Origin of the sequence: Rothia nasimurium (assembly GCF_004569295.1) — a bacterium.
GTDB classification, from domain to species: Bacteria; Actinomycetota; Actinomycetes; order Actinomycetales; family Micrococcaceae; genus Rothia; species Rothia nasimurium_B.
The window spans coordinates 70656-83350 of sequence record NZ_SPQC01000006.1 but is presented as its reverse complement, the minus strand read 5'-3'; the positions used below and the strand labels follow the sequence as shown (position 1 = coordinate 83350).

The 12695-nt window shown below is 51.5% G+C and carries 11 protein-coding genes; all 11 read left to right on the top strand.

What is annotated here, in order from left to right:
• Positions 1-219 precede the first annotated feature (219 nt).
• Positions 220-984, top strand: a complete 765-nt coding sequence (locus E4U03_RS02815) for an amino acid oxidase (RefSeq protein WP_228065732.1) — start codon at positions 220-222, stop codon at positions 982-984.
• A 389-nt stretch (positions 985-1373) separates the two neighbouring features.
• Positions 1374-2369: a glycosyltransferase family 4 protein gene (locus E4U03_RS02810; RefSeq protein ID WP_228065731.1), complete on the top strand. Its 996-nt coding sequence runs from the start codon at positions 1374-1376 to the stop codon at positions 2367-2369.
• Positions 2369-3415, top strand: coding sequence for a glycosyltransferase family 4 protein (locus E4U03_RS02805; RefSeq protein WP_135011468.1), 1047 nt, complete (start codon positions 2369-2371; stop codon positions 3413-3415). The genes E4U03_RS02810 and E4U03_RS02805 overlap by 1 nt, the downstream gene beginning before the upstream one ends.
• Positions 3416-3419: 4 nt before the next feature.
• Positions 3420-4673, top strand: coding sequence for a glycosyltransferase (locus E4U03_RS02800; protein ID WP_135011467.1), 1254 nt, complete (start codon positions 3420-3422; stop codon positions 4671-4673).
• Entirely contained in the window at positions 4666-5556 is an 891-nt protein-coding gene (locus E4U03_RS02795) for an aldo/keto reductase (RefSeq protein WP_167752244.1), read from the top strand. The genes E4U03_RS02800 and E4U03_RS02795 overlap by 8 nt, the downstream gene beginning before the upstream one ends.
• A 9-nt stretch (positions 5557-5565) precedes the next feature.
• Positions 5566-7212 (top strand): GMC oxidoreductase, encoded by a 1647-nt coding sequence (locus tag E4U03_RS02790; RefSeq protein ID WP_135011465.1) that lies wholly within the window; start codon positions 5566-5568, stop codon positions 7210-7212.
• An 8-nt stretch (positions 7213-7220) separates the two neighbouring features.
• On the top strand, positions 7221-7763 hold the full coding sequence (locus tag E4U03_RS02785) for a DapH/DapD/GlmU-related protein (RefSeq protein ID WP_135011464.1): 543 nt from the start codon (positions 7221-7223) through the stop codon (positions 7761-7763).
• Positions 7764-7957: 194 nt separating this feature from the next.
• A complete protein-coding gene (locus tag E4U03_RS02780) occupies positions 7958-9088 on the top strand; it encodes a glycosyltransferase (protein WP_135011463.1) in 1131 nt (376 codons plus the stop codon).
• Positions 9088-10359: a hypothetical protein gene (locus tag E4U03_RS02775; RefSeq protein ID WP_135011462.1), complete on the top strand. Its 1272-nt coding sequence runs from the start codon at positions 9088-9090 to the stop codon at positions 10357-10359. The genes E4U03_RS02780 and E4U03_RS02775 overlap by 1 nt, the downstream gene beginning before the upstream one ends.
• Positions 10346-11386: a hypothetical protein gene (locus E4U03_RS02770; protein ID WP_135011461.1), complete on the top strand. Its 1041-nt coding sequence runs from the start codon at positions 10346-10348 to the stop codon at positions 11384-11386. Before E4U03_RS02775 ends, E4U03_RS02770 begins: the two co-directional genes overlap by 14 nt.
• Before the next feature lie 46 nt (positions 11387-11432).
• Entirely contained in the window at positions 11433-12689 is a 1257-nt protein-coding gene (locus tag E4U03_RS02765; RefSeq protein ID WP_135011460.1) for a nucleotide sugar dehydrogenase, read from the top strand.
• Positions 12690-12695 lie beyond the last annotated feature (6 nt).

Below are 12695 nucleotides of genomic sequence, written 5' to 3'. Positions count from 1 at the left end.
GGGGTAGAAGGGCGGCAATCGTTCTGATAAGCTTGGACTTATCGCATTAAGTTAGCACCTTTGGAAGGTTTATATGTCTAAAATCTCACGTCGTGGCGTAGCAAAGGCTGGGCTCTGGGTAGCTCCTACAGCAATCCCAGCCTATGCTGCTTCCCCCCCGTTACTCCAGTCGCTGGAATTCAATATGGTTTATTTGTCAGCACTCAAAATAATGACTTTGTGGGGTACTTTGGGGGTAATGACATCACCGGCCAGCCTAAGACCCAAGCTGAATATTTCCTCGCGACGACTCCTCCAGAGAGTGACTTCAATTGGAATGATGCTACTTCGAGTCCTTACGCCACCCCCTATGTCAATGGTGAAGGTAGCTTCACTCCTGTTACAAATGGCGCAACCGCCACTGCAGGTACCTATGGCTCGTTAAGCGGTTTCTGGTTTTCAGTACCTACCAATAACACTCTGACTGGCACAGATTATATTTCTGGATCTAATGTTGTTTTAGCTGCTGGCGCGCGGTTTGTCACTGAGGTTGAGTTTACGGTTCCCTCAAATGCGGCAAGCCTTCTAAATACTAATTTTAGGATTAACGGCTCGGTTTGGTCTCCAAATCGCACTGCTCCAAAGGGGAAACTATCTGCTCACAACACTAAGGGCGAAGCTGCTACATATCTTGCAATTGGCAGTATTGCTTCTACCTGGCAGGCCAGCGTTCCCACCATTACTAAAAATGCTGATGGTACGTACACTTTTAAGGGGGTGATTACTGTTACCACTTCTAACTCTTACACATTGAAGCAGTCTGGCAGTAAGTATTACGCTCAAACCATCATCATGCCTGCTCAGGTAGTTGCCCCTACTAGTTCTGGTTGGATTTCCTACCAGCAAAATTCCTATGTGGATTCAGCTACTATCTCATATAGTGGCGGGGGTGTTAGCGATACCCTCATGCTGTCTCAAGGCGTTATCAACAACTTCTCGCATTAATCCTTAGGCTTTAGGACTATGAGGCCTTGACTAAGGTTGATTCATAAAGATGCCTGGCATTTCTATATACTGAAGTAATCTCAGGCATCTTTTGCGATTAGCTTTGTTCGTAAGAGGAGAGGAAAAACTTCTTGCGTTATGACGAAGACTCAAATGAATATTTCTAAATAAAATTTGAGGAAAATTTAATGGGATTTATCGTTGGTCTGAATAGAGACCGAGACTCTTACCAGGTGCCACTCGCACTCGCGGAACTGGGGCAGCTGGAGTTGTTTGTTACCGATTATTATGAAGGTGTCGGACTGTCTTTGCCCACATTGGGTCACCGAAAAAGTAAGGGGATCGCGCCTTCGCTCGTCCGCCAATCTCACCGCGCTTTCTTGGCACAGATGCCCTATGAAGTAAAGCGTCGCATTGACCGCTCAACTGATTTTCCCACCTTTTTTGTGGAGCGTCAGCTGGGTAAGACTATTGCGCACGCTGCACGAAAAAACTCTACAGCAGATTTGCTGTTATATTCGGGGTCAGCTAAATGGGCATTTGAGGGGCCGAGCACCGGTAAGAAAATTCTTTTCCAGTACCACCCCTCACCGGAATTTATCGTCAAAACTCTGCACAACATTGATGAGCTAGCAGGGGTTCGCCCCTGGCAGGAAGAAGCAGAGGCGCTTAACCCCGCTATGCAGGCCCTGCACGCCGAGGAAGTTGCCCTTGCCGATTCTGCTCTGTGTGCTTCGACCTTTACTAAGCAGGGCCTTATCGCTCAAGGTATGCCGGCGGAGAAAATCGCTATCGCCCCCTATGGTGGGCCTGAGGTAACCCGTTTTGCGCTCAGCCAGCAGGACGCTCGCTGTAACTTCCTCTTTGTAGGGCAGGGTATTGCCCGTAAGGGGCTTCATCACCTGATTGAGGCCTGGCGCCGAGCTAATCTGCAAAACTCTACGCTGACTGTTGTAGCGTCACGTCTGGACCCTGAAATCGAAGCTTTCGCTGAGGGGCTCGATAACTTTGAGCTTAAGGGCCGTGTGGACGACGAAGAACTCAAACAGCTGATGCAACAGGCCGATACATTCGTGCTACCCTCACTTGTAGAGGGCTTTGGGCTCGTACTCAGTGAAGCGCTAGCCCAAGGGTGTCGCCTCATTGCAAGCTCAAACACCGGCCTGGTCGATATGCAGCTACCTGAGACTATCGGCACCGTTGTGACAGCTGGATCGGTTGACTCTCTTGTAGAGGCCCTCCAAGAAGCTGAGCACACATATAACCCCGCTCGCCCTTACATGGAACTGGCTTTTGAAGAAGTCGAAAGACTGAGCTGGAAGAACTTCCGCAGCAAGGTTCAGGAAGCTACGCTGACTACTTCGGAACGAGAGAACAAGAACTAATGCGTATCGTCATCATGGTTCACCGCTTTTACCCCGATTTTGGTGGTGTAGAAGTTACTGCCGAACTTATCGCACGCGGTTTCGTCGAGCGCCATAACGCTGAAGTCATTGTGGTCACTCATACCAAAGAAGAAGCGACCGATAAGACCTTCCCCTTCAAGGTTCTGCGCGAGCCTAGCCCTATTCAGCTGTGGAAAGCTATCTCGGGGGCAGACGTTGTTTTCCACAATAACCCCTGTATGCAGTTCTACTGGCCCCAGCTCTTTATGAAGAAGCCCTGGGTTGTAGCACTGCGTACCTGGATTACCTTGCCCGGCCAGGAACTGAGCCGAATCGAAAAAATCAAGTACTGGCTCAAGTACAAGATGGTTGAGCGAGCTGACCTGCTTGTGGGTAACTCTAAGGTGCTTGCCGGCCACGTTAACGCTGAAGCTGAAGTTATTTATAACAGCTACCGTGACGATATTTTCAAGGTAACGAACACCGAGGAACGAGACCCCGAATCAATCGTTTATCTGGGTCGTTTGAGCGATGATAAGGGAATTGACCTGTTGCTCGAGGCCGTCTCAAAGTTGGTTGATCGCGGGCTAGCTCCCAAACTTTCCATTATCGGTGGTGGAGATTATCAGCCTGAGGTGGAGCGTATTATCGGTGAGTTGAATCTGCAGGACCGAGTTGTGCTTTATGGGCCGAAGACCGGTACCGATATCGCAGATATTCTGAACCAGAACGCTATTTCAGTAGTTCCTTCTCGAATTCCTGAGCCTTTTGGCACCGTCACGCTGGAAGAAGCAGCGTCAGGTTGCGTGGTTCTCGTGGCTAATCACGGCGGTCTGCCGGAAGCCATCGGCGATGCCGGCCCCAAATTCACTCCTAATAATGCAGATTCTTTGGCAGATCAGCTTGAGAAACTCATCGCTGACCGTGACTACTACGAGTCTTTCCAAGAGAAGATTCCTAGCCACGTAGAAAACTATAAAGAACATGTTTTTATCGATAAGTTCTACGACGCAATGGTTCGTGCTTATCAGAAGGTAAACGGGTAGAGCTATGTCGGAAAAAAACCAAAAGGTAGTGCTGGTTGCAGCACGCGAAGTCACTGCTGCCCGTACCGGCCGTATCGCGGTGCTTGAGACAGCGGTAAAAGCTCTCCAAGATGCTGGCTACCATGTAGAGGTCATCGCGATTACTAACTCTGAGGGCGCAGCAACCTGGCTGGGTTGCCCCGTCCACCGTGTACCTACTCCCTCTATCGTTTCAATGCCTTTTAGCGCTGTACGTTCGCTTGCATCGCGTAAGACTCTGAACGAAGCTCTCTTCGATTCACAGCAGGTAAGAAACTCTGTTAAGGCCATCTGCAATCAGATCGGCGCGGCGGTGGTTATCGGCGATAACATCCGTACCTGGGATGCCGCACAGGCCACCGGTTTACCGGTAGTTATGCACCTAGATGATCTGCTGTCTGTCCGCTATGCTTCTACCGAATTCAAAGAGAACAATGATTCTGTCTTTGGCTACTTCGGTGAGCAGATTCCCAGTTTCATTCGTCCGCTTCTTGAAGGTGTTGTCAAGCACCTGCTGGGAGTCGAGGCAAAACTGGCTTACCGTCGCGAAATTCAGATTGCCCGTGAGGCCGCTGTGACTGCCCTGACCAGTGAAGCTGAAGCCGACGTCCTTGCACTTCGTGCGCAGGCTCCGGTCATAGGCCTGCCGATGGCCGTACCGCAGAACGTTAAATGCACTCCTAGCAATAACGCCGCTGAAAAACTAGTCTTTCTTGGTGTTATGCACTACGGGCCGAACATGGGGGCCTTGCGCTACCTGCGTGACGAGGTGCTCCCCATTCTGGAAGACCACGGTCGTAAGGTCGAGGTAACAGTAGTCGGTAAGGCAGACGCTGAACAGATGACAGAGTTCGAAGGAACTCCTATTACCTTCAAGGGCTACGTAGAAGATTTGCATGCTGAGCTAAGCAGCCACCGCGTCTTTGTCTCGCCTATTCAGAGCGGTACCGGTGTAAAGACCAAGGTGCTGGATGCTCTGAGCGTAGGTATTCCTGTAGTAGCCACTCCGCTAGGTGTAGCAGGTATTCCTTCTTCGCACGGTGATGAGTACCTTGTAGGGCATGACGCAATAGAGTTTGCCCACCACATCGAATACCTCATGGATAACCCCGACCGCGCAGATGCAATCGGTTCTGCAGGTTACGAGCTTTTGGGCCGTTCTATGAACCCCCAGAAAGTATATGATGATTGGGAATCCGCAGTTATCCGTGCAACCTGGGGGCAGGTCGTTTATGCGTAGTCATCTTTTAACTCCTACGGAACTTGGAGAGTTTCAAGTAAGCCCTCTCGGTATCGGTACTTCCCGCCTGGGAGCCTTCTGGCAGAAGCGCTCCATCAAAGAAGGTGAAGAGGCTCTTAACCGTGCCTTAGACCTGGGCGTTGGTCTGGTTGACACCGCTGATGTGTACGCCCGCGGCATTAGCGAGCGAATCGTCGGCCGGGCTGTTAAGCACCGCGATGACGTAGCCGTAATGACCAAGGTAGGTCTGCTCAAGACCCCGCGGGGCATCTTGAACGCACGGAAGCATTCTGGTGGGGCAGGGCTTCAGGGGCTCAAGGCGGCTACTGCGGCTGCTACCTGTTTCGAACCGGGGTACGTTGAAGAAGCTGCAGTAGCGTGTATGCGCCGTCAGGGTAAAGATGAGCTCGATATTTTGCTTCTGCATGAGCCTACCGCCGTAGATTTTGAGCGCTCTGGCCTGATTGAGCAGCTGAACTCCATGAAGGACCGCGGCTTAATCCGCGCCTGGGGAGCCTCTGTGCGCCATGAGGCGGACGCTGTGGCTGCAGCTGGCGCTGAGGGCTTAAGCTGGCTGCAGGTGCCTATCAACCTGGGCAATACTGCTATTGCAGATGCTGTGCAGCCTTTAACCGAAGACATTCAGGTCGTAGGTATTGCTGTACTGGGTGACGGCTCTTTGCTGCCGCAGGTAACCGCAGGTGGGCTGAACCGTCCGAAGGCCGTGGCTGCCATGGTTGAGGGCGCTTACCAGCACCCCGCTATTGACGCCGTTTTGCTGGGTATGAGCCGTCCGTCCCACGTCACTGAAAATCTTGCCGCTTTAGAACGCGGCGCATCAGAAGCAGATATCGAATCTGCACGAAAAATACTAGAGAGTTAAGAGACTACTATGAGTTTCATCGACGCCCGTGAATTGCCTGAAAACGCCCATCTGACCGGTACGGTGGTTATTGTTGGTACTGGTCCGGCTGGAACTACTGTAGCGCGTGAACTGGCGCCTACGGGCGTCGATATACTCATGGTTGAGGGCGGCTCTTTAGGGCGTTCGCCTGAGCACGATGACACCCTGAAGGCGGATCAGCGCTCCCAGAGCGTTGAACCCTTGGAAAAGGCGCGCACCAAGCGTTTGGGCGGTGCCTCAACCCAGTGGGGTGGGCGAACCTACCCCTTCGACGCCTTGGATTTTGAAGACCGGACTGAGGGCGGCTTGAACTTTAAGGGCTGGCCTATTAGCCGAGAAGATCTCAACCCTTTCTACCAGCGCGCGACTGTAGCTGCAGGTGTGAAGAATATGCAGTACACCGCAGCTCAGGCTATTGAGGGTGCCCCCCAGCACCTGATGGGGGAGTCTGATCTCGTTAACACTCAGGGTATCTGGCGCTGGGGGCCTCCGGTTAACTTTGGTGATGTTGTTACCGATGAGTTAGCTGACCGCGGGAATGTGCGCGTTTTACATAATGCGAACGTAACTCATGTGGTTCAAGACCCCGAAACTGGCCGTATTACTGAGTTAAAGATTCAGTCGAAGCCCGGTAAGTTCCTCACCGTGAGCGGTGATGAAGTTGTGCTGGCTATGGGTGGTCTTGAGACTGCTCGTCTTCTGCTGAACTCAAATGTGGGTAACGAGAATGACCAGGTAGGTCGTTACTACACCATTCACCCGATTGGCGAGGTCGGCAAGCTTACTATGTCAGACCCGAAGGCTGAAGGTAACGCTGTGACCTATACAAAGAGCCACGATGGGGTTTGGGTACGACGAAATCTGCAGCTGCATGAGGACGTCCGCCGCCGCGAAGGCCTGCTCAACATGGGGTTTGCAATTTGGTATGACGAGCCTCGTAACCCCGATCATGGCGATCCGTTGCTGAGTTCTTTTGCTTTGGTTCGTAAAATGCTTACGATGACAGGCGGCTTCAAGGGCACAGGTATGCACCGTCGTTATGCGGAGTTGGAGAACCCTAAAGCACACGTGCTGAACGTGCTTAAGGGGCTCCCGAGCGTAGGCGCTTTTGGTGTGCATTGGCTGCGCGACCGTATTCTTGATCCTCGTACCCTTCCTTCTTTCACCCGTTATTCTAAGAAGGGTGTGTACCGAATTCGTTTTGATGCGGAGCAGGCTCCGCGCGTTGAGCAGCGTGTCGTTCTGTCTGATGTGGAGAAGGACGCCTACGGGGTGCCGCGTCTGGATGTGCAGCATTTTATTCCTGAAGAGGATCGCCGTAATTACCACCGTTCCTTGGAGTTGCTTGCTGAAGGTATCAACGCGACTGGTTTTGCAACCTACGAGCCGCCGACTCTGGAAGAGATGCTGACCCGCCCCATGGTTGATGCGACTCACCAGATGGGTCTGGTTCGTATGGGTAGTGCCCCGGAAGAGTCAGTGGTTGATGAGAACCTGAAGGTTTGGTCTTCGCCTAACCTGTACCTCTCAACTACCGGTGCGTTTACCACAGGTGGTATGGCCGGCCCGACTCTGACTGTTATTGCTATTTCAATTCGCTTGGCTGATCACTTAGCGGCGAAACTTGGTCTCTAAGGAGAAGAATGAAAGATCTTTCTGGCTTCCAGGGCTATGGCTACGATAAAGGCCGTCCGAAGGCTATTCAGGCGCTGTGGCTTCTGACCCAGAGCACCCTTCTGCAGCACTGGTGGTTTCCGCCCAAGCTGCGTGTAAAGATTTTGCGTGCTTTTGGCGCGAAGATTGAAGAAGGCGTGTTAATCCGTCACGGTGTGACTATTCACTGGCCCTGGAAGTTGGAGATTAAGAAGAACTCTTGGGTTGGCGTAGGCACTTGGATCCTGAACCTTGAGCAGGTCACTATCGGTGAGAATAGTTGCCTGAGCCAGGACACCTATATCTGCACTGGTTCACACCTGTTCAACCACGATAATTTTGAGTTTGATAATGCTCCTATCGTGATTGGTGACCGGGTATGGGTTGCTTCACGCGCATCAATTTTGCGTGGGGTAACCGTGGGGGACGATAGTGTGGTCGGTGCTATGGCACTGGTGACTAAAGATGTGCCCGCAGGGTCTAAGGTGCTTGCGCCTTTGGGCGATGTAAGCCCTTACCAGCCTAAGAAGTAGGCTGTGTAGAAATATCTGTGTGGCTGCTCTGAAAGGGGTAGCCACACTTGTCTAGCCGGTGAGAGCAAAAGCTCAGTGGCAAGGTATAGGAAATAGGCTGGCTACAAAATAGTATGGTCTAGATGATTCGGCGTTGCCCCGGTAGATGGGGCGTTCGTGAGCGCTGATAGATAGATGAGGGTAGGGAACCGTTTATGAGGATTCTGCACGTTGTCACTTTGGTGACTCCTGATGGCTCGTTGGGTGGGCCGTTGCGTGTAGCTGTGAACCTGATGAAGGCTTCGCAGAAGCAGGGGCACGAGGTGCTTCTTGCTGCTGGTGCACAGAACTGGGGGAGTGAATTACCCTCTGAATATGATGGTGTACCTGTTCAGCTTTTCCCTGCCCGGTTGGTTGTTCCTGGTGCCGGTTTCGCTGGTCTGACCTCTACTGGTCTGCTGTCGTGGTTGCGTAAGGTCGCTCAGACAGCCGATGTTGTACACGTGCATATGGCACGTGATTTGGTGACTCTTCCTGCTGCTTTGGTTGCTCAGGCCACGGGCGTGCCTACTGTTGTTCATACGCATGGCATGATTGATGCTTCTGACCGTCTTTTAGCGAAGCCCCTAGATGCTTTGATGACCCGCCGTGCTTTGCGGGGAGCTGCTCGAATTATTGCTTTGACGGAGCAGGAGAAGCGTGACCTGCAGGTCGTTGATTCTTCTTTGCGGGCTTCTGATATTGAGATTTTGCGTAATGGCGTTCCCTTGTCAGAGTTGCAGGCTGACCACGGGCAGGAATCTCCTGAGGTGCTCTTTTTAGCTCGTTTGCAGGAGCGTAAGCGCCCTACTGTTTTTGTTCGTGTAGCCCAGGAGCTAGCGCGGGAGTTTCCGCAGGTTCGGTTTAGTCTGGTTGGCCCTGACGAGGGCCAGGGGAAGGCTGTCCTTGAGTTGCTGGCTCACGATAATGCTGATGGCTGTATTCGTTGGCAGGGTTCTTTGCCTGCTGATCAGACGGTGGCCCGTATGGCGCAGGCACAGGTTTATGTGCTTCCTGCTGTTGAGGAGCCGTATGGTATGACGGTGGTTGAGGCTATGACGGTTGGCTTGCCTGTTGTTGTGATGGACGATTGCGGTCTAGCCCCTGAGATTGAGCAGTTTGATGCTGGGCTGGTAGCTCATAGCGATGATGTAGACAGCTTGGCTGCGGCTGTACGTTCTTTGGTTCAGGACGCGGACGCCCGTGCCCGTATGGGGGCTAACGGCAAGGATTTTGTGGCTGAGTATTGCTCTATGCAGAAGATTGCTGAGCAGCTTGATGGTATTTACCGGAAGGTAGCTCTTTAATGGCTCTGTTAGCTGGTTGGCTGGTACTTTGTTTTGTGCTGGCTTCTGCTTTTGCGTCTCGCCCTGTCTGGTTGTTTTCTGCTGCGATTATTATCCGTATTTTGGTTCCTTTCTATGCGTCAAACGCATGGATGGTTGGCTTGCATATGGCGGGCTATCTTGTTGCTGCGACTGCAATTATGCAACTTGTTTTGTACCGCCCGCGCGTGATTCGTGTGCTGTTGAATTCGAAGACAGAGCTGGCCTTGTTCTCCGTTCTAGTTGTCTTGATGCTTGTAAACTCGGTATCTGCGTATTCAAGCATCATAGATACCCTGATGAACCTGGCGATTATTTATCTGACTCCCTTTACTCTTTATCTTCTTTTGAAGATGGAGATTCATCGTTTGGGGTTGCGCGCTATTCAGGTTATTTCTGTACCTTTCCACCTGACGATGCTCTATGAATTTTGGCTAGCTATGCGTCAGGAAGAAACCGGGGAAATTCTGGTTTACTCCCAAATTGCCCAGAACGCTTTGTGGTTTCAGACGAGTGATGATCTCGGCCGTAGCTACGGTACCTTGGAAGGTGGCTTAGAGCTTTCAACCCTCTGTGTTTTTGCTATTTCCATGACCTACTGGGTTCGAAATAGTGCGCTTCGAATTGCGCTCATCATGGCCTATACCTACACGAATCTGCTGGGCAATGGTCGAGCCGCAGTGGCTATTGGCATCGTTGTTGCTATAGCTGTTATCGTTTGTGCCCGTTCGTCAGCTACGGCAAAAATCTTTAGTATAGTCGCTGGAGTCTTTGGCTTCCTTTTCTTGTACTCTTCTGAAGCTGGCCAGTCAATTATTGAGAAAATGAATAATGACGGTGGCTCTAATCAGAAGCGTTTCGATGCGCTGACCTGGGTGGGTAATAATTTCCAGCACTTTATTATGATGGGGTACCCCGGTGACCGTGACCTGCGTGCTTCGGGGCAGCTTTCTTCTTCGTTGGAAAATGCCTACCTTATCGCGGCAATGGGCTATGGCCTTATTTTCTCAGCAATCCTGATTATGCTTCAACTTTATATTGTTCTCCGTAATGCCCGGTCACTATCTGGGGCTGTAATGGGGCTGGCCGCACTTGGCGTTATCTTCGTTAATATGACGAATAGTGGCTTCACTACGAACTCCAACAGCGCTTATCTGATTTGGATTGCGTTGGGCCTTTGTACTGTTGGCTCATGGGTATCTGAGAAGGGGTATTTTCAGAAGGAGAGGGTGGTGAGCCGTGTATCAGCCTAGACATTCTACGGAGCGCCTCTCCGTTAATAAAAGGTATGGCTATATTGACTTCATCCGATTAGTCTGTATTTTTTTCATCGTCATTGGGCATGTGTGGGCTGAAATACCTCTTACAGTATTTGTTTATGTCTTCATGATTTTATCTGGCTACCTTTGGAAGTCGGGTAGGGAACTTATACCTGAGGCGCGAAACAAATTTAAGACCCTGGTTTACCCTTATCTAGGGTGGGGCATCCCGCTGCTCATTATTCTGGTAATTCAATTGGTGTTTTTTGCACAAATTGGAACCTCAGATGTATTGAAGACTGTCGCAACAGTGCTGTGGGGCGGCGAGAAAGCTAAAGCTCCTTTCACCGCTTTCTGGTACTTTACTGCAATCTGGTTTTCTGGGATTTTCTATCGATACATTACGCAACGTTCTGCATTCGTATACGGGGTATTCATTGCTCTATCTCTTCTCGCCGGAAGCTTCTTCGGAGAGGTTCTAGCCAATCTGCCTCTGGGCATAGGAGTAGCTTTTTGTTCTCTAGTTTTCTATGCAGCAGGGCATGCGCTACAAGTGCTACAGACTAAAATCACAGTACCTTGGTATATCTCTCTACTGCTTCTTGGCGCTAGTGTTTACATGATAGCTACAGCGGCTGTAGCTCCAATGGTTCTCAAATCTGGTGATTTTGGAACCCCTGTTTTGTCTACGTTGGTCTATTCCTTGCTGGCGCTTGCCTGGATTGCAAGCATGGAAGTTTTGTACCAGCCTCTAGATGCTTTGCTGGAGAAACCTGTCGCATGGTTTGTTGGCCTGGCTACGCCCATTATTTTGCTTCATCCTGTCCCCATCTGGTTTTGGTATAACGTTGGATGGACCGGGAAAGAAATGGCAGATAAGGTTCCTCTGTTCATTATCTGTTTGATTTTTCGGTGCTACTTGCTCTGGTCGCGAAGAATATGGTGCCACCCCGGGTCCAGAAAATTCTTGCCCCGTAACCCCTCTAAGTTTGCTGTAGGAAATACAGCAAACCTTACCTAGCTTATTTCTATAGTCACTCAACCACCTCCTAGAAGGAAAACACATCATGACCAAAGTTGTTGTTATCGGTCAGGGCTACGTAGGCCTGCCCCTCGCACAGGAAGCCTCACGCGCAGGCCTCACCGTCGTCGGCCTCGACCTATCACCCCGCATCGTTGACGGCCTCAACTCAGGCATCTCGCACATCGATGACCTCTCAAACGACAACATCGCAGAAATGCTGAAGAACGGTTACACCGCCACCAGCGACGCAACCACCATCGCAGACGCAGACTACGTTGTTATCTGCGTACCCACCCCGCTGGGCCAGGACGGCAACCCCGACCTCACCCCAGTAGAGAAAGCTAGCGCCTCAATCGCCCAGCATCTCACTTCCTGTACCACCGTAATTCTCGAATCAACCACCTACCCCGGAACCACCGATACCCTCGTCGCTGGCATTATCAACGAAGCTGGCCACACCCTGGGCGAAGATTACTACCTTGCCTTCTCCCCTGAACGTATCGACCCCGGCAACCCCGTCTACGGCCTCAAGAACACTCCCAAGGTTGTTGGCGGCGTAACCCCTGAATCAACCGAAAAGGCCGTAGCGCTCTACTCACAGTTCATTGACACTGTGGTACCCGTACGCGGTGCACGCGAAGCAGAAACCGCAAAGCTGCTTGAAAACACCTACCGCCACATCAACATTGCGCTGGTCAACGAAATGGCTAAGTTCTGCCATGACCTCGATATCGACCTCTGGGATGTTATCGATGCAGCAGCTACTAAGCCCTTCGGCTTCCAGGCCTTCTACCCCGGTCCCGGCGTAGGCGGTCACTGCATCCCGATTGACCCTAACTACCTCTCCTACGAAGTTAAGCGTTCACTGGGTTACCCCTTCCGCTTCGTCGAACTTGCACAGGAAATCAACCTGTCCATGCCCAAGTACATTTCTGAACGCGTCATGGAAATGCTCAACGAAGAGAAGAAATCCCTCAACGGGGCAAAGGTACTCCTGCTCGGCGTAACCTACAAAGCCAACATCTCTGACCAGCGTGAATCACCTGCAGTACCTGTAGCAGCTGAACTCGCTAAGCGCGGTGCAGTGCTCTCCTACAACGACCCTTACGTAGAGAACTGGACCCCGGGCATCGACGGCATCGAGAAGGTTACCGATCTCGACAAGGGCCTTGCAGAAGCTGACATCGTTATCCTGCTCCAGAAGCACCGTGACTACGATGTAGACGCTCTCGCTGGTAAGTCCAAGGTCTTCTTCGACACCCGCGGCGTTACCACCTCAGACAAGGCAGTTCGTCTCTAAACCTGC